This window comes from Streptomyces sp. NPDC093795 (assembly GCF_044764665.1).
Classification (GTDB): Bacteria; Actinomycetota; Actinomycetes; order Streptomycetales; family Streptomycetaceae; genus Streptomyces.
In genome coordinates, this window is the sequence record NZ_JBIWIO010000006.1 from 30,233 (window position 1) to 52,227 (window position 21,995).

Genomic DNA, 21,995 nt, shown 5'->3' on the forward strand with positions numbered 1-21,995 from the left:
TCCGGAACCGCCGAAAACGCCGCACGGAGTCCGGTTCGAGGCCTCCGGGACCAAAGTCCCGACGGTTCACTCCTGAACGTCCCGAACCGACACCAAAGGTCGCCACTATTCCGGCTAGTACCGCTCGAAACGCCTGTGCGCCTTGTCACCAGGCACCGGCCCCGGATGGGACCTGGGTCACGCGACCGAGCCACTCCGAAGGCCGTCCCGCACTACGCTGACCACTTCGGGACCCACGGGGGGACACACATGGAACCGGCACTCATCGGCGCGCGCCTGGCCTCGGCGGCGATCGGCCCACTCCTGAAGAAACTGCTGGTCAGTGACGGCCCGGGGGCGGGGCTCACGGGGACGGCGCCCAAGGTCCGGCTCTCCTCCCTCGTCTCCTTCCGCGGCGAGAAGCGGACGCTGACGGAGAAGGACGTCCGCAAGCTCGCCGGGACACTGGTCGAACGCTCCCTCGGTGGACAGGGAGAGGCGCCGTTCCCCGCCGACGAGACCGAGGCCGTCACCGCCACCCTCGCGGCCACGCTCCTCGCCCTCGGCGACCTCGACATGGACGACGTCCAGGCCGTACGCCTCGGCCACCGCGACCTCGCCAGGCGGCTGCGCATGGCGGCGCCGGCGCCCGACGGCCTCTCCGTGGACTCCGTGCTCTACCTGGAGTCGATGACCGAGTGGGCCTGCCTCCACATCCTGGAGTTCTTCACCCAGCGCTCCACGTTCACCGCCCGCACCCTGGTCGAGCAGACCCGCGGCCAGACCGAACTCATCGCGAAGATCGACGAGATCATCCGCCGGACACCGCGGGTGGACGCACGGGACGCCGAGTTCGAGCGGCGGTACCTGGCACACCTCGCCAAGAAGCACGGCCGCCTGACGATCTACGGGGTGGACTTCCGGGACGCGCCCGAGAAGTGGCCGCTCGACGTGGCCTACCTGTCGCTGAAGGCGACGGGCGCTCCGTGGCTCGCCCGCACGGCGCCGGGCACCGGAGAGGGCGCCGACCCGACCGCGGCGCGCGAGGCCCTGGTCGCCACCCGCACCACCTCCGCCCTGGGCGCCGCCGAGATCACCATCCGCCGGAGCGACCTGCTCGAAGGCCGCGCCGACCGGATCCTCGCCCAGCACGACAAGGTGCTCCTGCGCGGCACGGCCGGCTCCGGCAAGACGACCCTCGTCCAGTGGCTCGCGGTCTCCGCCGCCGCGCACGAGGACCACACAGGCCACAGCGCACACGAGGACCGCACAGGTGACATGGCGTACCTCCGCGACCGCATCCCCTTCGTCCTCCCCCTCCGCGCCCTCACCCGCCACGGCGAGCGGCTGCCCGCCCCCGACCGCTTCCTCTCCGCCGTCGGCTGCCCGCTCTCCCCGCCCGACGGCTGGGCCGACCGCGTCCTCGCCGCCGGGCGCGGCCTGGTCCTCGTCGACGGCATCGACGAGATCCCCGAGGCCGAGCGCGACCGGGCGCGCCGCTGGCTCCGCGATCTGCTCGACTCCTACGACGGCAACCGCTGGCTCGTCACCTCCCGCCCCACCGCCGTACGCGACGACTGGCTCGCACCGGACGGCTTCGCCGAGCTGACCCTCGCCCCGATGTCCTCCACCGAGGTCGCCACCTTCGTCCACCGCTGGCACCGGGCCGCCGGTCCGGAGGCGGCTCCGTACGAGCAGCCTCTCCTCGACGCCCTCCGCACGACGCCGGACGTCGCCCAGCTCGCCACCAACCCGCTGATGTGCGGTCTGATCTGCGCCCTGCACCACGGCAGGCGCGGCTTCCTGCCGCGCGGCCGCAAGGCGCTGTACGACGCGGCGCTGTCGATGCTGCTCTCCCGCCGGGACCGGGAACGGGACATGGGGACCCCGTACGGCATCGATCTCGGCGACGCACCCCAGATCCAGCTGATCCAGCGCCTCGCCTACTGGCTGACGCTCAACGGCCGGACGACGATGGACCGTGAGCGCGCGGAGTCGGTCGTACGGGAGGCCGTCCCGGCGATCACGGAGGCGGCGGGCTACGACGCGGGCGCGGTCTTCACGCACCTGCTGCACCGCAGTGGCCTGCTGCGGGAGCCGACCGTGGACACGGTCGACTTCGTCCACCGCACCTTCCAGGACTACCTGGCGGCGAAGGCCCTCGTGGACCGGTGGGACATCGGGGTCCTCGTCCGGCACGCGGCGGACGACCAGTGGGAGGACGTCATACGCATGGCCGTCGGGCACGCGAGGCCGCGCGAGTGCGCCGAGATCCTCGGGGAGCTCCTTGAGGCGGCGGACGCGGCGCCGGACCGCCGCACCCAGCTCCGTGTGCTGGTGCTGGCGGCGACGGCCCTCGACCACGCGACGGAGGTGGCGCCGGAGATCCGGGAACGGATCCTGGCGCGCACGGCGGAGGTGATCCCGCCGCGGGGCCCGGAGGAGGCGCGGGAGCTGGCTTCGGTGGGACGAGCGGTCCTGGACCTGTTGCCGGGGCCGGAGGGCCTGGACGACGAGGCGGCCCTGGACGTGGTGATCACGGCGACCCACATCACCCAGGACGCCGCGCTGCCCTACCTCACCCGGTTCACCGAGCATCCGTACCTGGCGGTCCGCTCCCAGCTGATGTGGGGATGGTCCCGGTTCCCGACGGCCGCCTACGCGGAGCAGATCATCTCCCGGCTCGACTCGCGCCTCCTCGACTTCACCGTCGTCTCCGACGAGCAGGCCGCGGAGATCGTGCGCCTCGGTCTGCGCCCCCAGGGCCTGGACCTGCGGCCGGGCCTCAGCGCCCACGGCATGGCCTTGCTGCGCGAGGTGATCGGCGGGGCGCGGAGCCTGCAGATCCCGGGGTCCCTCGCCCGGTTCGTGGACCCTCTCCCCGCGGGGAACGCGCTGGACACCCTCACGGTGATCGGCTACCCCGAAGGGGGGCTCGGCTTCCTCCGCCGGCTGACCGGCCTCCACGCGCTGGAGATCTACGGCAACGCGACGGCGCCCGAGGAGGCCTGGGACGCGCTGGCCGCCCTGGACGGGCTCTCGTTCCTCGTGGTGCACGCGAGGACCGTGGCCGACATGCCGGCGACGCTGCGGCTGCCGCGGACGGAGATGCTGTACGTGCACTGCGACGCCGAGGCCACCTCCCTGGACGTCATCGCCCGGACCTTCCCCGCCCTGGTCCAGCTGAGGCTCCTCGGCGACCTCGAACGGCACACGTACGACCTCACGCCGCTGGCGTCCCTGACGGGCCTCGGCTCCGTCGTGGGCGTCGGCGGCCGGTTCCTCGGCGCCGAGAAGCTCGCCCCCACGGTGGAGATCCGCATCTGAGGCGGCCGACGCCGTCGCGTGGTCGGTCCGGCCGACGAAAAGGGGCGGCCCCGGAACCGATCAGGTTCCGGGGCCGCCCCTCACCGCGCTACACGCTCAGCGCGTGCGTCACGCGTCCTTCGACAGGTTCGGGCCCGTGCCGCCCGTCGCCTCGATCGGCGGGGCGTCCGGCAGGGCCGTCTTCTCCTCGCCGCGGAAGGTGAAGGCACGCTCCTCGCCCTCGCCCTCCGTGTCCACGACCACGATGTGACCGGGGCGCAGGTCGCCGAAGAGGATCTTCTCCGACAGCGTGTCCTCGATCTCGCGCTGGATCGTCCGGCGGAGCGGACGGGCGCCCATCACGGGGTCGTAGCCCTTCTTGGCGAGCAGCTCCTTCGCGGACTGGGAGAGCTCGAGGCCCATGTCCCGGTCCTTGAGGCGGTCGTCCACCCGGCTGATCATCAGGTCGACGATCTGGAGGATGTCGTCCTGGGTCAGCTGCGGGAAGACGATGACGTCGTCCACACGGTTGAGGAACTCCGGGCGGAAGTGCTGCTTCAGCTCGTCGCTGACCTTCGCCTTCATCCGCTCGTAGTTGGACTTCGTGTCGCCCTGGGCGGCGAAGCCCAGGTTGAAGCCCTTCGAGATGTCCCTGGTCCCGAGGTTGGTCGTCATGATGATGACCGTGTTCTTGAAGTCCACGACCCGGCCCTGGGAGTCGGTCAGGCGACCGTCCTCCAGGATCTGGAGAAGGGAATTGAAGATATCGGGGTGGGCCTTCTCGACCTCGTCGAAGAGGACGACGGAGAACGGCTTGCGGCGCACCTTCTCGGTGAGCTGGCCGCCCTCTTCGTAGCCGACGTATCCGGGCGGCGAACCGAAGAGACGGGAAACCGTGTGCTTCTCGCTGAACTCCGACATGTCGAGGGAGATCATCGCGTCCTCGTCGCCGAAGAGGAATTCGGCGAGCGCCTTCGAAAGCTCGGTCTTACCGACACCGGACGGACCGGCGAAGATGAACGAGCCACCGGGGCGCTTCGGGTCCTTCAGACCGGCACGCGTACGGCGGATGGCCCGCGAGAGGCCGATGACGGCGTCCTTCTGCCCGATGACCCGCTTGTGGAGCTCGTCCTCCATGCGGAGCAGGCGGCTGGACTCCTCCTCGGTCAGCTTGAAGACCGGGATGCCGGTGGCGGTCGCGAGGACCTCGGCGATCAGATCGCCGTCGACCTCGGCGACGACGTCCATGTCGCCGGCCTTCCACTCCTTCTCGCGCTTGGCCTTCGCGGCGAGGAGCTGCTTCTCCTTGTCACGGAGCGAGGCGGCCTTCTCGAAGTCCTGCGAGTCGATCGCGGACTCCTTGTCGCGGCGGACGCCGGCGATCTTCTCGTCGAACTCGCGGAGGTCCGGCGGCGCGGTCATCCGGCGGATGCGCATCCGGGAGCCGGCCTCGTCGATCAGGTCGATCGCCTTGTCCGGGAGGAAGCGGTCCGAGATGTACCGGTCGGCCAGGGTCGCGGCCTGGACGAGGGCCTCGTCGGTGATGGAGACCCGGTGGTGGGCCTCGTACCGGTCGCGGAGACCCTTGAGGATCTCGATCGTGTGCGGCAGCGACGGCTCGGCGACCTGGATGGGCTGGAAGCGGCGCTCGAGGGCCGCGTCCTTCTCCAGGTACTTGCGGTACTCGTCGAGCGTGGTGGCACCGATGGTCTGGAGCTCACCGCGGGCCAGCATCGGCTTGAGGATGCTGGCGGCGTCGATCGCGCCCTCGGCGGCGCCCGCACCCACGAGGGTGTGGAGCTCGTCGATGAACAGGATGATGTCGCCGCGGGTGCGGATCTCCTTGAGGACCTTCTTCAGGCGCTCCTCGAAGTCACCGCGGTAGCGGGAGCCGGCGACCAGCGCGCCGAGGTCCAGGGTGTAGAGGTGCTTGTCCTTGAGGGTCTCGGGCACCTCGCCCTTGACGATGGCCTGCGCCAGGCCTTCGACGACGGCGGTCTTGCCGACGCCGGGCTCGCCGATGAGGACCGGGTTGTTCTTGGTGCGGCGGGACAGCACCTGCATGACCCGCTCGATCTCCTTCTCGCGCCCGATGACCGGGTCGAGCTTGGACTCGCGGGCCGCCTGGGTGAGGTTGCGGCCGAACTGGTCGAGGACCAGGGACGTCGAGGGGGTGCCCTCGGCAGGACCGCCGGCGGTGGCGGCTTCCTTGCCCTGGTAGCCGGAGAGCAGCTGGATGACCTGCTGCCGCACCCGGTTGAGGTCGGCGCCCAGCTTCACGAGGACCTGGGCGGCGACGCCCTCGCCCTCGCGGATCAGGCCGAGCAGGATGTGCTCGGTGCCGATGTAGTTGTGGCCGAGCTGGAGGGCCTCACGGAGCGAGAGCTCCAGGACCTTCTTGGCGCGAGGGGTGAAGGGGATGTGCCCGGACGGGGCCTGCTGCCCCTGCCCGATGATCTCCTCCACCTGCTGGCGGACCGCCTCGAGCGAAATCCCGAGGCTCTCCAGGGCCTTAGCGGCGACACCCTCACCCTCATGGATAAGGCCCAGAAGGATGTGCTCGGTGCCGATGTAGTTGTGGTTGAGCATCCGGGCTTCTTCCTGAGCCAGGACGACAACCCGCCGCGCGCGGTCGGTGAACCTCTCGAACATCGTTAATCGCTCCTCAGAGCGGTCAGTCAGTTAGGGGTCGATCCCCTCCCTGTCCTTCCGCAGCTTAGTCCCGCAAGCGGGGACCGCTCATTCCAACTGCCGACATCCGTCCGGATCACCCCCTCTTCAGCGGGGAGACCTGCTGCCGAACAGCCGACAAATGCTCCAACCCGATGGTGCGAGACGATGTTCCCGCAGGCCAAGTAGTTAGCCACGCCTTCAGTACGCCGATGGCGAACGTGAGACGCCGAAGCCCGCGACTCGCCCCTCTCCACTAGGAATGTCTTACCCGTAAGCACTGACACTCCATGCGGCGCACCCCGGTTCCCTCCGCTACCAGCGAACACCCTTGCGCTCCCGAACGCACTCGTACGCCCCATCCCGGACACTTTGCGCGTCCGGAGGGAGACGGTGGGTCACCGCTGGGCGTAACCAACGCACCCCCGTGGGAGTTCCCCGGGCATGGCCTTCACCGTCCCGCTTCCCCGCACGCCGCTCGACGGTGGTCCGGCGTGGTGGTACGAGCACGAGCTCGGCTGGGCGACGGTGGCCGGCCCCCCGCTGCAGCTCGTCACGGGGCTGCGCTTCGACGTCCTCGAGCTGCCCGCGTCGGCCGGCCGTGGTGTGCTGCGCCGGCTGGGCCCCGCCACGGGACCGGTGGCCCTGCTGGGGCGCCGGATGCGGCTGCTCGTGGCCGCGGGGAGCGCGGAGGAGCTACCGGGCCTGCTCGACTGGCTGGAGTGGGGCGGGATCTCGCTCGATCTCGCGGCCCTGGGCGCCGGCGGCCGGATGACCGCGCCCCTTCTCCCGGGGCGGGGCGGATCCGGCACGCCGGGCGACGCCGTGTGGCTGCGGGCCCCGGCACCGGGCCACGAGGTCGAGTCCTCGCTGCCGGCGCTGCGGTCCGCGCCGTGGGGCGGTGCGGGCGCCCCCTGCCTGGTGCGTCTCGTGGCCGCCGCTGCCGCGGAGTGCCATCGGGTGCGGCTGCTGAGTGCCCGGACCCTGGGGCCGGCGCCTCAGCAGCTCTCGCCTCAGCGGTTCGCGTCCTCGTAGGCCGCCTTGATGTCGGCGGGCACGCGGCCGCGGTCGTTCACGTTGTAGCCGTTGTCCTTGGCCCACGCGCGGATCTTCGCGGTGTCCGGGCTGCCCGTCGCCACGGCGCGGCCCTTGCCGCGTCCGCCGGTGGTGCGGCCACCGGTGCGACGACCGCTCTTGGTGTACGGCTCGAGCAGGCCACGGAGCTTTTCCGCGTTGGCGGCGGTGAGGTCGATCTCGTAGGTCTTGCCGTCCAACGCGAACGTCACGGTCTCGTCGGCCTCGACACCGTCGAGGTCGTCGACAAGAAGGACCTGAACCTTCTGTGCCACCGGATTTCCTTTCATCGAAAATGCAGTACGCGGAAAGGAAACCGCTTTTCCCGGAAAAACACAAACCCTTGGCAGAGGTTCAGAACCCCGGCAACGCGGGAAACGTGCGCGATTCGGACATAGGGTTCCGGCTCACAGGTGCAGAAGCATCCGGCTGTTGCCCAAGGTGTTCGGCTTCACTCGTTCGAGACCGAGGAACTCGGCGACTCCCTCGTCATAGGAACGGAGGAGCTCACTGTAGACATCTCCGTCGACCGGTGTCTCGCCGATCTCGACGAAGCCGTGCTTCGCGAAGAAGTCCACTTCGAAGGTCAGGCAGAATACCCGCCGCACACCGAGCCATCGGGCCGTGTGCAACAACTTGTCCAGCACCTGATGGCCGACGCCGGCTCCCTTGAACTCGGGATCGACGGCGAGAGTACGGACTTCCGCGAGGTCTTCCCACATCACATGGAGGGCACCGCAAGCGACGACGGTGGCGTCCTCGTCGCGTTCCGCCACCCAGAACTCCTGGATGGACTCGTAAAGGGTGACGGTCGCCTTGTCGAGCAGGATGCCGCGGCGCACGAACGGATCGACGAGACGGCGGACGGCGGCGACATCTCCGGTGCGGGCCCTGCGAACGGTGACGGCTTTGGCGGAGGCGGCGGAGGCGGCCGGGGAAGCAGACGGCGACATGGGGGGACGCTATCGCTCCGGGGGCCCGGTTTCCTCGGCGCCCTCCTCGGGCGGGGCCGTGAGCGGGGTATCCCCCTGGACGATACGGATGGCGTCGTTCAGGGCCGCGCGCTGGTCCTGCGACATCATGCCGAAGAAGGCGATGAGCGCCGCGGCGGGGTTGTCGCTCCGGGCCCATGCCTCGTTCATCAGCGCGGCCGCGTATGCGGCGCGGGTGGAGACCGCCGTATATCGATAGGCCCGGCCCTCGACTTCTCTGCGGACCCAGCCCTTCTGGTGGAGATTGTCCATGACGGTCATGACGGTGGTGTAGGCGATGGACCGTTCCTGCTGGAGGTCCTCCAGAACTTCCCGGACGGTCACCGGACGGTTCCATTGCCAGACGCGCGTCATGACGGCGTCTTCGAGCTCTCCCAAAGGACGGGGCACAACGTCACTTTAGAACGCAAACCGTCCACGGGGCAGTCATTTGACGGAAAGAAACGCAACAAAAAGGACGTACGACCGCGAGGGGGTCGTACGTCCGGGGGCAGTGGACCTCAGGAGGTGGCGGTGCCGTCCGCCTGGCGCGTGGTCTCGGCGCGGGCGAGGGCGGCGTCGACGACGGCGTCCTCCTTGGCCTTGTTCGTGCCGCCCTGGCTCTTGACGATCGTGACGACGAGACCGATGAAGAAGGCGGCCATCACGACGGGGGGCAGGAGCGCGGATACGTAGTCCATGCGACCAGGGTAGCTAGCCCGCGACCCGTTCCTCGGGCGGGGGCGGGGGTACGGGCCTCCGGCGCGGCGGGAACACCTCGGAGGGCTTGGGGACCGGCTTCTCGGCCGGCGCGGGCGGCTTCGGCTTGGGCTCGTCTCCCGCCGCGCGCCCGCCGGGCAGGGCGAGCAGCCGCCGCGGCCGGGGAGCTGCGGCCGCGGGAGTGGTGGTGGCCTGGGAGACCCGGGCCAGGCGCGCGCGTACGGAGCGCTCGGCGAGGATCTGGCAGCGGGCGAGCAGCGCGGCGGCGGCGGGGTTGCGGCGCAGGGCACGGAGGGCGGCGAGGTCGTCGGCCGCCGGGTCGTACCCGGCGGCGATCGCGTCCTGGAGCAGCTCCAGATAGCCGCTGAGGGACCCGGGCAGAGCCTCGCGGTAGCGGACCAGGTCGTCGAGGAGGAACGCGCGGAGGCGGCCGGCCTCGCGTACGGCTTCGTCCACGGATTCGGCCAGGAGCAGCGCGTCCTGGACGTCCTCGTCCTGGAGGGGGGCGGGGTGGAGGGCGACGGCGAGAGCACGGCGGAGCACACGCAGCTCGTCCGCGCTGAACGCCATGCCGCCGCGGGATCCGTATGGCGTGGGCATGGGGCGACGATACGCGCTAATCGGACAATTTTCTCTTAGCGATCATTGCGGCGCGTCGACGGGAGGGCTGGTCGGTGGGGAGGGTCGGCGGGCGGGTGTCGGCCCGGCTGGAGGCCCGGCGGAGGCCCGGCGGGATGGGCCCGCCGGGGGCCTCACATGCGGGCGACGTTCCGCTCGTAGACCAGGCGCAGGCCGATCAGGGTCAGCCAGGGCTCGTGCTCGTCGATCTCCTTGGAGTCGGCGAGGACCATCGGCGCGAGACCGCCGGTCGCGATCACCGTCACGTCCGACGGGTCGCCGTTCGGGCCGACGAGCTCCCGCTTCATCCGGGCGACCACGCCGTCGACCTGGCCCGCGTAGCCGTAGACGATGCCCGACTGCATCGCCTCGACCGTGTTCTTGCCGATGACGCTGCGCGGCCGGGCCAGCTCGATCTTGCGGAGCATGGCCCCCTTGACCCCGAGCGCCTCGACCGAGATCTCGATGCCCGGCGCGATGGCCCCGCCCGCGTACTCGCCGCGCAGGGTGATCGCGTCGTACGTCGTCGCCGTACCGAAGTCGACGACGATCGCCGGGCCGCCGTAGAGCTCGACGGCGGCGACCGCGTTGATCACGCGGTCCGCGCCGACCTCCTTGGGGTTGTCCGTGAGGACCGGGACGCCCGTCTTGACGCCCGGCTCCACCAGGACCGCCGGCACGTCCCCGTAGTACCGCCGCGTGACCTCGCGCAGCTCGTGCAGCACCGAGGGGACCGTCGCGCAGATGGCGATCCCCTCGATGCCGTCGCTCAGCTCGACGCCGAGCAGCGGGTGCATGCCCATGAGGCCCTGGAGCAGGACCGCCATCTCGTCGGCGGTGCGGCTCGGATCGGTGGAGATCCGCCAGTGCTCGACGATCTCGTCCCCGTCGAAGAGGCCGAGGACCGTGTGCGTGTTGCCGACGTCGATGGTGAGCAGCATCAGGCCCGCACCTCGCGCAGGTCCAGGCCGATGTCGAGGATCGGGGAGGAGTGGGTGAGCCCGCCGACGGCCAGGTAGTCCACGCCGGTCGCCGCGTACGCCGCCGCGTTCTCCAGGGTCAGCCGGCCCGAGGACTCCAGGACCGCGCGGCCCGCGACGAGGGCGACGGCCTCCGCGGTCTCGGCGGGGGTGAAGTTGTCGAGCAGGATCAGGTCGGCGCCCGCCTCCAGGACCTCGCGGACCTGGTCCATGGTGTCGACCTCGACCTCGATCGCCAGCTCGGGGAACAGCTCGCGCACGGCCTTGAAGGCCTCGGCCACGCCGCCGGCCGCCACCACGTGGTTGTCCTTCACCAGGGCCGCGTCGGAGAGCGACATGCGGTGGTTGACGCCGCCGCCGCAGCGGACCGCGTACTTCTCCAGGGCGCGCAGGCCCGGCGTCGTCTTCCGGGTGTCGCGGACCGCGGCCTTCGTGCCCTCCAGGGCGTCCGCCCACGCGCGCGTGGCGGTGGCGATGCCGGAGAGGCGGCACAGGAGGTTGAGCGCGCTGCGCTCGCCGGTGAGCAGGTCGCGGGTGCGGGCGGTGACGCTCAGGAGCACGTCCCCGGCCTCGACCCGGTCGCCGTCCTCGACGTGCCGCTCGACCTCGAACTCGTCCGCGCACACGATGGAGAGCACGGCCTCCGCGACCCGCAGACCGGCGACGACACCCGCCTCGCGGGCGGTGAAGTCGGCGGTGGCGACGGCGTCCTCGGGGACGGTCGCCACGGTCGTCACGTCGACGCCGCCGTCGAGGTCCTCGGCGATCGCGAGGTGGGCGATGTCCTCGACCTGGACGGGGTCGAGCCCGGCGTCGGCGAGGAGCTCGGCGAGCGCGGGGTCGAGCCCGCACTCGAACTCCTCCGCGCCGCCGCAGGCACAGTCGTCACCGCAGCCGTCGGGCTCGTCGGAGGAGACCGTGTTGATCTGGATCAGAGGGACGTCCACGGGCTCGGGACGGGCTTCCTCGGGCGTGGTCACTTCGGCTCCCTGGGGGCATCGGCGGTGGGGGGAAAGTCGTGCGTGGCGGTCGTCCGGACGTCGAGGGTCCGCTCCGGCGCGAGGCGTACGACGAGATGGCGGCGCCAGTCCGTGTCGTCGCGGTCCGGGTGGTCCTCGCGCCAGTGGCAGCCGCGGGTCTCCTCGCGGCGGCGGGCGGCGGCGACCAGGACCCGGCCGACGCACAGCAGGTTGGTGGTCTCCCAGGAGTCCACGCCCGGCTCGCCGGCCTTGGTGTCGTCGGTGCCGCCGACGAGGGCGTCACTGTGCAGTGCGTCGAGGGCCTCGGCGGCCTCCCGCAGGCTGGCCTCGGAGCGCAGCACGCCCGCGCCGGCGGTCATGATCCGCTGGATACGGGTCCTGGCGCCCGCCACGGGCAGCGGCAGGGTCACCGGAGCCGGGTGCGGCACCGGGGCGCCCGGCACGCGCGGGGCGGCGCCCGTGATGTCCTCGGCGATCCGCTCGGCGAAGACCAGGCCCTCCAGGAGGGAGTTCGAGGCCAGGCGGTTGGCGCCGTGGACGCCCGTGCAGGCGACCTCTCCGCACGCGTACAGGCCGGGGACGGTGGTACGGCCGCGGAGGTCCGTGCGGATGCCGCCGGAGGCGTAGTGGGCGGCGGGGGCGACCGGGATGGGCTCCGTCACCGGGTCGATGCCGTGGGCGCGGCAGGCGGCGAGGATCGTGGGGAAGCGCTGCTCCCACATCTCGGCGCCGAAGTGGCGGGCGTCGAGGTACATGTGCTCGGTGCCGTGCTCCTGCATCCGGCGCATGATCGCCTTGGCGACGATGTCCCGGGGCGCCAGCTCGGCCAGCTCGTGCTGCCCGGTCATGAAGCGGACCCCGTCCGCGTCGACCAGGTGGGCGCCCTCGCCCCGTACCGCCTCGGAGACCAGCGGCTGCTGGCCCTCGGAGCCGACGCCGAGGAAGAGCACCGTCGGGTGGAACTGGACGAACTCCAGGTCGGAGACCTCCGCCCCGGCGCGCAGGGCGAGGGCGACGCCGTCGCCGGTGGAGACGGCCGGGTTGGTGGTGGCGGAGTAGACCTGGCCCATGCCGCCGGTGGCGAGGACCACCGCGGGCGCGTGGACGGCGCCGACGCCGTCGTGCTGCCCCTCGCCCATGACGTGCAGGGTCACGCCCGCCGTACGGCCTTCGGCGTCCGTCAGGAGGTCGAGGACGAGGGCGTGCTCGATGGTGCGCACGCCCCGGTCCCGTATCGCCTCGACCAGGGCGCGGGAGATCTCGGCGCCGGTGGCGTCCCCGCCCGCGTGCGCGATCCGGCGGCGGTGGTGGCCGCCCTCGCGGGTCAGCGCGATCTCGCCGTCGGCGGTCTTGTCGAAGTCGGCGCCGGTCTCGATGAGGCGGCGGACGGCGTCCGGGCCCTCGGTGACGAGGGCGTGCACGGCCCGCTCGTCGCAGAGCCCGGCACCGGCGACGAGGGTGTCGTCGAGGTGCTGCTCGGGGGTGTCGCCCTCGCCGAGCGCTGCGGCGATGCCGCCCTGGGCCCAGCGGGTGGAGCCGTCGTCGAGGCGTGCCTTGGTGACGACGACCGTGCGGAGCCCGGCGGCGGTGCAGCGCAGGGCGGCGGTCAGGCCCGCGACACCGGAGCCGACCACGACGACGTCGGCGTCGATGGCCCAGCCCGGCGCGGGCGCGTGCAGCCGTATTCCGGTCACTTGGTGGCTCCGAAGGTCAGGGGGATGTTGTCGATGAGCCGCGTGGTCCCCACGCGCGCGGCGACGGCGAGGATCGCCTCTCCGTCGTGGTCGTCGGCGACCTCGGTGAAGTCGGCCGGGTCGACGAGGGCCAGGTAGTCGAGGGTGAGCGGTGGGTCGGCTCTCGTCGCGTCGTCGAGGACGGAGCGGGCCGCGGCCCGTACGGCCCCGGCGCGGCGGCCCTCGGCCGCCTGCGCGACCGCGTGGGCGTCGGCGGCGGCCCGGGCCTCGCCGAGCCGCGAGAGCGCCTCGGCGCGGTTCTCGGACCGGCCCTGGGCGCCCGGCAGGGAGGTGGCACGCGCGCGGAGCGCCTCCTGGGCGGCGAGCCGGTCGCCGGCGGCGAAGAGCGCGCGGGACAGGGCGAGGGCGGTGCGGCGCTCGTCGGCCGACAGGTAGCGGTTGCGGCTGGAGAGGGCGAGGCCGTCGGTCTCGCGGACGGTCTCCACGCCGACGATCTCGACCGGGAAGTTCAGGTCGCGGGCCATGCGGCGGATCAGGGCCAGCTGCTGGGCGTCCTTCTGGCCGAAGAAGGCCAGGTCGGGGCCGGTGAGGTGGAGGAGCTTGGCGACGACGGTCAGCATGCCGTCGAAGTGGCCGGGCCGCGAGGCGCCTTCGAGGCGCTCGCCCATGGGTCCCGCGGTGATCCGGACCTGGGGCTCGCCGCCCGGGTAGACCTCGTCGACGGAGGGCGCGAAGACGGCGCTCGCGCCCGCGTCGAAGGCCAGCTCCAGGTCGGCGTCGAGGGTGCGCGGGTAGCGGTCGAGGTCCTCGCCCGCGCCGAACTGGAGCGGGTTGACGAAGACGGTGACGACGACGAAGCCCTTGGCGCCCACGCGCTCGCGTGCGGTCCGGATCAGGGTGGCGTGACCCTCGTGGAGGGCGCCCATGGTCATGACGACGGCGTTGCGGCCGGGGGCGCCGTGGTGCGCGACCGCGTAGGCGAGGTCCTCGGCCGTGGGGAGCAGCTCGGCCGGCTGGTGGCGGACGGGCCGCCCGGTGGCGGCGCGGTCGCGGGCGGACAGGCTCATCGGTCGTCTCCTCGCGGCCCGTGCGGCCCGTCGGTGTGCGGCCCTTCCGTGGGCGGACCGTCGGTGTGCGGCCCTTCGGCGGGTCCCGTGGTGTACGGCCCGTCGGCGGGGCCGGTGGTGTACGGCCCGTCGGCGGGGCCGGTGGTGCCCGGCGTGGTCCCGGCGAGCACCCCGAGCAGGTCCTCGGCCAGCTCGGGCTTGAGCAAGCCGTGCGCGAGCGCCCGGTCGGCCGTCGTGCGGGCCATCGCCAGATAGCCGGCGACGGTGCCGGGCGCGTGCTTGCGGAGCTCGGCGACGTGCGCGGCGACCGTGCCGGCGTCGCCGCGCGCGACGGGGCCGGTGAGGGCCGAGTCACCGGACCGCAGGGCGTTGTCCAGGGCGGCGCCCAGAAGCGGTCCCAGCATCCGGTCGGGCGCGGAGACCCCGGCCTTGCCGAGCAGCTCCATCGACTGGGCCACCAGGGTGACCAGGTGGTTCGCGCCGAGGGCCAGGGCCGCGTGGTACAGCGGGCGGGCCTCCTCCGCGATCCACTCGGGCTCGCCGCCCATCTCGATCACCAGGGCCTCGGCGGCGAGCCGCAGCTGCTCGGGGGCGGTCACGCCGAAGGAGCAGCCGGCGAGCCGCTGGACGTCGACCGGTGTGCCGGTGAAGGTCATCGCGGGGTGCAGGGCGAGCGGGAGGGCGCCGGCCCGGCGGGCGGGGTCGAGGACCCGTACCCCGTACCGCCCGGAAGTGTGCACGATGAGCTGCCCCGGCCGTACGGCTCCGGTCTCGGCGAGGCCCTCGACGAGACCGGGCAGGGCGTCGTCCGGCACGGTGAGCAGGACCAGGTCGGCGAGGGCGAGGACGCGCGCGGGCTCGACGACCGGGACCTCGGGCAGGAGGGCCGCGGCGCGCCGCCGGGAGGCGTCGGAGACGGCGGAGACGGCGACGGGGCGGTGCCCGGCGAGCTGGAGCGCGGCGGCGAGGGCGGGGCCCACGCGGCCGGCGCCGACGACTCCGACGGTGAGCCGGGCGGGTCGGTCCTCGGCTCGGGACTCTGGCGCTGCTGGTGCGTTCACGGTGGGGACGGCCTTCCGTTCCAGTCCTCGGCGGGTACCGGACGATTTCTGGTCATGCTACGCCAGCGTTTCGCCCCGCCCCGTGGCTGTCCACAGGCTGTGGGCGGTGGTGTGATGATCGGCCCATGAAACCTGCGAGTCCTGCGAGTCCTGTGGACGAGGAAGCGGCCCGGCTTCACCAGGCGAAGGTCTGGGGCGGCGCCGAACGCACGCTGTGGCGCACCCAGGTGGACGGAACGGTCGCCACGCGCCTGCGTGAGCTCGCCGAGTGGACGGAGGCGTCCGTCCACGGCGACGGGCCGCTCGACGCGTACGGCGACGGGCCGGTCGAGACACTGGAACGGCGCGTCGCCGAGCTGCTCGGCCACCCCGCCGCCGTCTTCTTCCCCACCGGCACGATGGCCCAGCAGGTGGCCCTGCGCTGTTGGGCGGGACGCACCGGCAGCCCCGTCGTCGCCCTCCACCCGCTCGCCCACCCCGAGGTCCACGAGGGCGGCGCGCTCGGGGCCGTGTCCGGGCTCCGTACGGTCCACCCCACCGACGCGCCCCGGCTGCCGACGGCCGAGGAGGTACGGGACCACCCCGAGCCCTTCGGGACGCTGATGCTGGAGCTGCCGCTGCGGGACGCCGGCTTCGTGCTGCCGACCTGGGACGAGCTGACCGAGGTGGTGGACGCGGCCGGGGAACGGGACGCGGTGGTCCACTTCGACGGGGCGCGGCTCTGGGAGTGCCCGACGCATTTCGGCCGTCCGCTCGCGGAGATCGCGGGGCTCGCCGACAGCGCGTACGTGTCGTTCTACAAGTCGCTCGGCGGTCTGTCCGGCGCCGCGCTCGCCGGGCCCGAGGACGTCATGGCGGAGGCCCGGGTGTGGCGGCACCGGTACGGGGGCCTGGTCTTCCAGCAGTACCCGGCGGCGCTGTCCGCGCTCCGGGGCCTGGACGTCGAGCTGCCCCGGCTGCCCTCGTACGTGGCCCACGCGCGCGTGGTGGCCGACGCGGTCCGGGAGGCGTTCACGGAGGCGGGCACGGGCTGGTTCCGGGTCCACCCCGAGGCCCCGCACACCCACCAGTTCCAGGTCTGGCTGCCGTACGACCCCGAGACCCTGACGGCGGCGTCCCTCGCCCAGACCGAGGCCACCGGCACGGTCCTCTTCCGCCGCTGGTCCGCGCCGGGCGCGGGCGGCCCGCCGGGGGTCTCGGTGACGGAACTGACGGTGGGGGGAGCGGGCCTGGAGTGGACGGCGGAGGACGTGCGGACGGCGGTACGGGACTTCCTGTCGCGGCTCACGTAGGGGCGCGGGCGCCGGGCGCCCCGGGCGTCCTGCCGATGGACGGCCCTCGTCATTTGACGGCCCTCGTCAACCGGGGCGACAGCTCCACCGCCCCGCCCCGCACCATAGGGGGGTGAGCGTGACCATCGACATCACCGGACTGCCGCCCGAGCGGATCGCCTTCTGCCCCTCGCCGCTGGCGGAGCTCGGCAACGCCCTGCACGCCCTCGCCGAACCGGCCCACCACGTCCGGCAGCACGCCTGGACGACGGCGACCACGGCCGCACTCGCCCCCTGCCTCGCCGACCGCCTCCACGAGGCCGACTTCATGTGGCGGTCCACCCGCTCCGACTTCCTGCTGCCGCCGCAGCCCCGCGAGACCCTCGCGGAGGAACTGGACGACCTCGACCTGATGGACGACGAGCTTTTCGTCGGCGCGGCTCTGGAGATCTCGTGCAGCAACAGCCACTACGGCAGGGGTACGCCGTCCCCGCTGGTCGACGAATGGGCCCGCCGTCGCGCCCTGGACCTGGCCGCCGCGCGGGGCCCGCGCCAGGCCGCGTTCGTGGAGCGGATGCTCGCCGACCCCACCGCCACGCGCGCGTGGATCCGCCGGCTCCTGGAGGACTGCGACGAGGCGTTCTTCGCCGACACCTGGCGCCGGGTCCGTATCCAGCTCGCAGCCGACGCCCGCCACAAGACGGAGCTGCTGCGCCGCAAGGGCCTGGCGGAGGCCCTCGCGGACGCCTCCCCGGCGCTGAGCCTGGAGGAGGACGAGCACGGCACCCGGATCGTCGTCGACAAGCTGGTGCAGGGCCGGACGGACGCCCGGGGCAGCTCCGTGACGCTCCTGCCGAGCGCCTTCGGCTGGCCGCATCTCATCGCCCTGTACGCGCCCGGCTGGCAACCCGTCATCCAGTACCCGGTCGCCACCCGCGAGGTCGGCGGCACCGAACCGGTGGAGACGGTGCAGCTGCGCCTGGAGGCGCTGGCCCACCCCATGCGGATGCGCATGTGCCGCAACCTGGCGCGCGGCCCGTACGCGACGAGCGAGCTGGCCCACGCGTTCGGCATCACCGCCCCGGAGGTCTCCCGCCATCTCGCCGTCCTGCGGAAGGCGGGGCTGCTCACCACCCAACGCCGGGGCCGCTACGTCCTGCACCAGCTGGACTTCTCCGTCGTCGCCCGCCTCGGCAGCGACTTCCTGGAGTCCGTCCTGCGCTGAGCGCCCGCTCCCGCTTGGTCAAGGCCCTCCCGCTCCCGTCAGCCGATCGCGCCGCCGCCCGCCCTGACCAGGCCCGTCTCGTACGCGAGGACGACGACCTGGACCCGGTCGCGGAGGCCCAGCTTGGTCAGGATGCGGCCCACATGGGTCTTCACCGTCGCCTCGGAGAGGACGAGCCGGGCGGCGATCTCGCCGTTGGACAGGCCCTGCGCGACCAGCATCATCACCTCGCGCTCCCGGTCCGTGAGCCGCCCCAGCTCCTTGTGCTCGGGCTCCTTGCCCGACGACGGCAGCATCGGGGAGAAGCGGTCGAGCAGCCGCCGGGTGGTCGAGGGCGCCACCACGGCGTCCCCGCTGTGCACCGAGCGGATCGCTCCCAGCAGCTCCGCCGGGGGCACGTCCTTCAGCATGAAGCCGCTCGCGCCCGCCTTGAGGCCGGAGAACGCGTACTCGTCGAGGTCGAACGTGGTCAGGATCAGCACCTTCGGGGCGTCCGGCTGCGAACAGATCCGCCGGGTCGTCTCCACCCCGTCGAGCTTGGGCATGCGCACGTCCATCAGGACGACGTCGACCTCCGTCGCGCGCAGCACCTCCAGGGCCTCGACACCGTCGCCCGCCTCCGCGACGACCTCCATGTCCGGCTGGGCGGCGAGCACCATACGGAAACCGGTGCGCAGCAGCACCTGGTCGTCGACAAGCATCACGCGGATGGACATCAGATTCCTTCGGGTCGTCAATGAGCGGGCTTGAGGGGGAGCAGGGCACTGATCCGGAAGCCTCCGCCAGGACGCGGGCCCGCGTCCAGGGTGCCGCCGACCATGCCGACCCGCTCCCGCATGCCGATGAGACCGTGGCCCCGGCCGTCGGCTCCCCCGTCCTCGTACATCTCCTGCGGCGCGCCCCGGCCGTCGTCCTCGACGAGCAGCCCGAGGCCGTCGTCGAAGTACACCAGGCGCACGCTGGCGCCGACGTCGGGACCGCCGTGCTTGCGCGTGTTGGTGAGGGCCTCCTGCACGATCCGGTACGCGGTGAGCTCGACGCCGCTGGGCAGCGGGCGCGGGCTCCCCTCGATCGCGAAGTCCACGGTGAGACCGGCGCCCCGCACCTGCTCGACGAGGTCCTCGATCTGCTGCACGTCGGGCTGCGGCACGTACTCGCCGGCCTCCTGGTGCTCACCGGTGCGCAGGATGCCGAGCAGTCTGCGCATCTCGGCGAGCGCCTGCCGGCCCGTGGTCGAGATGGTCTCCAGGGCCTGCTTGGCGGTCTCGGGGGAGGAGTCCATGACGTAGGCGGCGCCGTCGGCCTGCACCACCATCACCGACACGTTGTGCGCGACGACGTCGTGCAGCTCGCGGGCGATCCTGGCCCGCTCGGCGGCGACCGCGACCTTGGCCTGGGCCTCGCGCTCCTTCTCCAGGCGGGAGGCACGCTCCTCCAGCTGCGCGAAGTAGGCGCGGCGGGTGCGGAGCGAGTCGCCGAGGACCCAGGCCAGTACGAACGGCACGGTCATCATGACGACGAAGAAGACCTTGGCGGGCCCCGATGTGGGGTCCGTGACGGGCCATCTCAGCGCGGCGAGCGGAGCGGCGCAGAGTCCGCCGACGAGAGCGAGGCGGGAGGCCCAGCGGGGGCCGTCGTGCGCGGCGACCGCGAAGATGACGACGAGCATGGCGAAGTCGGCGATGAACGGTTCGATCCCGAAGACGAGCTGGCCGAGCCCGAGGGCGACCGCGAGCACCAGCATTCTCTCCGGGGTGCGTCGCCGCAGGGCCACGACCAGGGAGAACAGGGCGGCGACGACTCCGTACGCGACGGGGTTGCCGAGCGCCGGGTAGGTCGTCCCCACCCACAGCACGGAGAACCCGAAGAGGACGACCGCCCAGAAGGTGTCGACGCCCGTCGGGTGTCTGCGGATGAAGTCGTAGAGGCGCTGCACGTCACCCAGAGTAGGGAACGGAGATAGGTGCAGGGATCAACCGTGCGGTCGATCCTTGACGCCGGACCCGTACTCCCCGGGGTGGAGACTGGGCCCCGTGACGGATGAGACGTGTCAGTGGCAGGGGTGGCGGCAGGCGACGGAGCGGGCGCTGTACGGGCCCGGGGGCTTCTATCTGCGTCCTGAGGGGCCGGCGGGGCACTTCCGCACCTCGGTGCACGCCTCCCCGCTCTTCGCGGCGGCCGTGGCCCGGCTGCTCGGCGAGGTCGCGGACGAGCTGGGAACGGCCGAGGTCGACCTCGTGGACGTCGGCGCGGGGCGCGGCGAGCTGCTCACGAGCGTGCTCGCCGCGACGGAGGGCGGCGGCCTCACGGTCCGGGCGTACGCCGTCGAGCGCGCGGCCCGCCCGGCGGGGCTCGATCCCCGGATCGAGTGGACCGACCGGCCGCCCCGGGGCGCGCGCGGGCTCCTCTTCGCGAACGAGTGGCTCGACAACGTGCCGGTGGACGTGGCCGAGGCGGACGCGGAGGGCACGGTCCGGTACGTGGAGGTCCGCGCGGACGGCACGGAGCGCCTCGGCGCGCCGGTCTCCGGGCCGGACGCGGAGTGGCTGGCCCGCTGGTGGCCCCTGCGGGAGCCGGGCGCGCGGGCCGAGATCGGCCGGCCGCGGGACCGGGCGTGGGCGGCGGCGGTGGCCTCCCTCGCGGCGGGCCGGGCGGTGGCCGTGGACTACGCGCACGTACGGGCCTCCCGGCCGCCCTTCGGCTCCCTGACGGGCTTCCGCGCGGGCCGCGAGGTCCCACCGGTCCCGGACGGCAGCTGCGACCTGACCGCCCATGTGGCCCTGGACGCGTGCGAGGCGGCCGTCCGGCCGGGGGGAGGGACGGAGCTGGTCCCGCAGCGCGAGGCATTGCGGCGCCTGGGCGTGTCCGGCGAACGCCCACCGCTCGCGCTCGCCTCGACGGACCCCGCCGCGTACGTCCGCCGCCTCGCCGACGCGGGTGAGGCCGCCGAACTGACCGCCCGGGGCGGCCTCGGGGACTTCCTGTGGCTGACCGGGCGGGTACCGGCGACGAGGAGCTGACCCGGCGGAGCCCGGCGACCCGGACGTTTTCGGCGGAGCCCGGCGACCCCGCGTCCCGGCGACCTCCGTGGTCTTCACGACCCCCGTTGCCTTGGCGACCCCGGCGACCCCGGCCGATCCCCTGCGACGAGGAGGCAACCCGGCGGGCCCCGCAGCCGAGGGCCGACCCGGCGGATCCCCGGCGTTCGGGCCGCAGGGGATACTGGCCGCATGACGGAGACGACGGTCGGTATCGGCGGCGCGGCGGAGAGCACCGACATGGTGCTGAACATCGGGCCGCAGCATCCCTCGACCCATGGTGTGCTCCGGCTCCGGCTCGTGCTCGACGGCGAGGTCGTCCGGCAGGCCGAGCCGGTCATCGGCTACATGCACCGCGGCGCCGAGAAGCTCTTCGAGGCGCGGGACTACCGGCAGATCATCATGCTGGCCAACCGTCACGACTGGCTCTCCGCCTTCTCCAACGAGCTCGGCGTGGTCATGGCCGTCGAGCGGATGCTGGGCATGGAGGTGCCGGAGCGCGCGGTGTGGACCCGTACGCTCCTCGCCGAGCTGAACCGGGTTCTCAACCACCTCATGTTCCTCGGCTCGTACCCCCTCGAACTGGGCGGTATCACCCCGGTCTTCCACGCCTTCCGGGAGCGCGAGGAGCTCCAGGCGGTGATGGAGGAGGTCTCCGGCGGCCGGATGCACTACATGTTCAACCGGGTCGGCGGGCTCAAGGAGGACCTGCCCGCCGGGTGGCTCGGGCGGGCGCGGCAGGCCGTCGCGGACGTGCGGTCGCGGATGGACGTGTACGACCGGCTGGTCCTCGGCAACGAGATCTTCCGGGGCCGTACGCGCGGGGTCGGCGTCCTGTCCCCGGCGGCGGTCCACGCGTACGGGGTGTCGGGGCCCATCGCCCGCGCCTCGGGCGTCGACTTCGACCTGCGCCGGGACGAGCCGTACCTGGCCTACGGGGAGCTCCAGGACACCCTGCGGGTCGCGGTGCGCGAGGAGGGCGACTGCCTCGCGCGGTTCGAGTGCCTGCTCGACCAGACGCACAACTCCCTGGACCTGGCGGACGCCTGTCTGGACCGGATGGCGGAGCTGCCGCCCGGGCCGATCAACCAGCGGCTGCCGAAGGTGCTCAAGGCGCCCGAGGGCCACACGTACGCGTGGACCGAGAACCCGCTCGGCGTCAACGGCTACTACCTGGTGTCCAAGGGCGAGAAGACCCCGTACCGGCTGAAGCTGCGCTCGGCCTCGTTCAACAACATCCAGGCCCTCGTGGAGCTGCTGCCGGGGACGCTCGTCGCCGACATGGTGGCGATCCTGGGTTCGCTGTTCTTCGTCGTCGGCGACATCGACAAGTAGCCGGCG

General features: G+C 72.6%; 19 protein-coding genes. 6 read left to right on the forward strand and 13 right to left on the reverse strand.

The genetic code is table 11. The features are described from left to right. Window positions 1-249: 249 nt before the first annotated feature. Complete coding sequence (locus ACIRB7_RS17525) at window positions 250-3,306, forward strand: NACHT domain-containing protein (RefSeq protein ID WP_403598944.1); 3,057 nt, start codon at window positions 250-252, stop codon at window positions 3,304-3,306. A 108-nt stretch (window positions 3,307-3,414) separates the two neighbouring features. Here the strand turns inward: ACIRB7_RS17525 and ACIRB7_RS17530 are convergent, their stop codons facing one another. Beyond that, on the reverse strand, window positions 3,415-5,937 hold the full coding sequence (locus tag ACIRB7_RS17530; RefSeq protein ID WP_403598947.1) for an ATP-dependent Clp protease ATP-binding subunit: 2,523 nt from the start codon (window positions 5,935-5,937) through the stop codon (window positions 3,415-3,417). Between the two features lie 462 nt (window positions 5,938-6,399). On the opposite strand from ACIRB7_RS17530, the gene ACIRB7_RS17535 reads away from it, so the two are divergent. After that, window positions 6,400-6,990: an SCO3374 family protein gene (locus ACIRB7_RS17535; RefSeq protein WP_403598950.1), complete on the forward strand. Its 591-nt coding sequence runs from the start codon at window positions 6,400-6,402 to the stop codon at window positions 6,988-6,990. On the opposite strand, the gene ACIRB7_RS17540 is transcribed toward ACIRB7_RS17535, so the two are convergent. The 10 genes from ACIRB7_RS17540 to ACIRB7_RS17585 all read right to left on the reverse strand — a co-directional run bounded on the left by ACIRB7_RS17540 (window position 6,969) and on the right by ACIRB7_RS17585 (window position 15,120). Further along, entirely contained in the window at window positions 6,969-7,304 is a 336-nt protein-coding gene (locus tag ACIRB7_RS17540; protein ID WP_403598951.1) for an Lsr2 family protein, read from the reverse strand. The two genes, ACIRB7_RS17535 and ACIRB7_RS17540, sit on opposite strands and share 22 nt — an antisense overlap. Before the next feature lie 132 nt (window positions 7,305-7,436). Beyond that, a complete protein-coding gene (locus ACIRB7_RS17545) occupies window positions 7,437-7,982 on the reverse strand; it encodes an amino-acid N-acetyltransferase (protein WP_403598954.1) in 546 nt (181 codons plus the stop codon). 9 nt (window positions 7,983-7,991) lie between these two features. After that, the gene (locus tag ACIRB7_RS17550; protein WP_403598956.1) at window positions 7,992-8,411 is read right to left on the reverse strand and encodes a BlaI/MecI/CopY family transcriptional regulator; all 420 of its coding nucleotides are present in this window, start codon (window positions 8,409-8,411) and stop codon (window positions 7,992-7,994) included. A 110-nt stretch (window positions 8,412-8,521) separates the two neighbouring features. Further along, a complete protein-coding gene (locus tag ACIRB7_RS17555; RefSeq protein WP_403598959.1) occupies window positions 8,522-8,701 on the reverse strand; it encodes a hypothetical protein in 180 nt (59 codons plus the stop codon). Window positions 8,702-8,714: 13 nt separating this feature from the next. Then, window positions 8,715-9,290, reverse strand: a complete 576-nt coding sequence (locus ACIRB7_RS17560; protein ID WP_403599950.1) for a hypothetical protein — start codon at window positions 9,288-9,290, stop codon at window positions 8,715-8,717. A gap of 182 nt (window positions 9,291-9,472) precedes the next feature. Then, window positions 9,473-10,279 carry a type III pantothenate kinase gene (locus ACIRB7_RS17565; protein WP_403598961.1) on the reverse strand — a complete coding sequence of 269 codons (807 nt, stop codon included), beginning with the start codon at window positions 10,277-10,279 and terminating at the stop codon, window positions 9,473-9,475. Continuing rightward, a complete protein-coding gene (gene nadC, locus ACIRB7_RS17570; protein WP_403598964.1) occupies window positions 10,279-11,298 on the reverse strand; it encodes a carboxylating nicotinate-nucleotide diphosphorylase in 1,020 nt (339 codons plus the stop codon). The genes ACIRB7_RS17565 and nadC overlap by 1 nt, the downstream gene beginning before the upstream one ends. Beyond that, window positions 11,295-12,992 carry an L-aspartate oxidase gene (locus ACIRB7_RS17575; protein ID WP_403598966.1) on the reverse strand — a complete coding sequence of 566 codons (1,698 nt, stop codon included), beginning with the start codon at window positions 12,990-12,992 and terminating at the stop codon, window positions 11,295-11,297. The genes nadC and ACIRB7_RS17575 overlap by 4 nt, the downstream gene beginning before the upstream one ends. After that, complete coding sequence (gene panC / locus ACIRB7_RS17580; protein ID WP_403598968.1) at window positions 12,989-14,059, reverse strand: pantoate--beta-alanine ligase; 1,071 nt, start codon at window positions 14,057-14,059, stop codon at window positions 12,989-12,991. The genes ACIRB7_RS17575 and panC overlap by 4 nt, the downstream gene beginning before the upstream one ends. Continuing rightward, entirely contained in the window at window positions 14,056-15,120 is a 1,065-nt protein-coding gene (locus tag ACIRB7_RS17585) for a Rossmann-like and DUF2520 domain-containing protein (protein ID WP_403598970.1), read from the reverse strand. The genes panC and ACIRB7_RS17585 overlap by 4 nt, the downstream gene beginning before the upstream one ends. 125 nt (window positions 15,121-15,245) lie before the next feature. Here ACIRB7_RS17585 and ACIRB7_RS17590 point away from each other — a divergent pair, with 125 nt between their 5' ends. Continuing rightward, window positions 15,246-16,412: a threonine aldolase family protein gene (locus ACIRB7_RS17590; protein ID WP_403598973.1), complete on the forward strand. Its 1,167-nt coding sequence runs from the start codon at window positions 15,246-15,248 to the stop codon at window positions 16,410-16,412. 112 nt (window positions 16,413-16,524) lie between these two features. Then, on the forward strand, window positions 16,525-17,616 hold the full coding sequence (locus tag ACIRB7_RS17595) for a DUF5937 family protein (protein ID WP_403598976.1): 1,092 nt from the start codon (window positions 16,525-16,527) through the stop codon (window positions 17,614-17,616). Between the two features lie 38 nt (window positions 17,617-17,654). Here the strand turns inward: ACIRB7_RS17595 and ACIRB7_RS17600 are convergent, their stop codons facing one another. Both ACIRB7_RS17600 and ACIRB7_RS17605 read right to left on the reverse strand, forming a co-directional pair. Next, a complete protein-coding gene (locus ACIRB7_RS17600; protein ID WP_351216913.1) occupies window positions 17,655-18,332 on the reverse strand; it encodes a response regulator transcription factor in 678 nt (225 codons plus the stop codon). Window positions 18,333-18,349: 17 nt separating this feature from the next. Next, window positions 18,350-19,552, reverse strand: coding sequence for a sensor histidine kinase (locus ACIRB7_RS17605; protein ID WP_403598979.1), 1,203 nt, complete (start codon window positions 19,550-19,552; stop codon window positions 18,350-18,352). 97 nt (window positions 19,553-19,649) lie between these two features. On the opposite strand from ACIRB7_RS17605, the gene ACIRB7_RS17610 reads away from it, so the two are divergent. Both ACIRB7_RS17610 and ACIRB7_RS17615 read left to right on the forward strand, forming a co-directional pair. Continuing rightward, window positions 19,650-20,636, forward strand: a complete 987-nt coding sequence (locus ACIRB7_RS17610; protein WP_403598982.1) for an SAM-dependent methyltransferase — start codon at window positions 19,650-19,652, stop codon at window positions 20,634-20,636. Between the two features lie 210 nt (window positions 20,637-20,846). Then, window positions 20,847-21,989: an NADH-quinone oxidoreductase subunit D gene (locus ACIRB7_RS17615; protein ID WP_073810924.1), complete on the forward strand. Its 1,143-nt coding sequence runs from the start codon at window positions 20,847-20,849 to the stop codon at window positions 21,987-21,989. The last annotated feature ends 6 nt before the right edge of the window (window positions 21,990-21,995 follow it).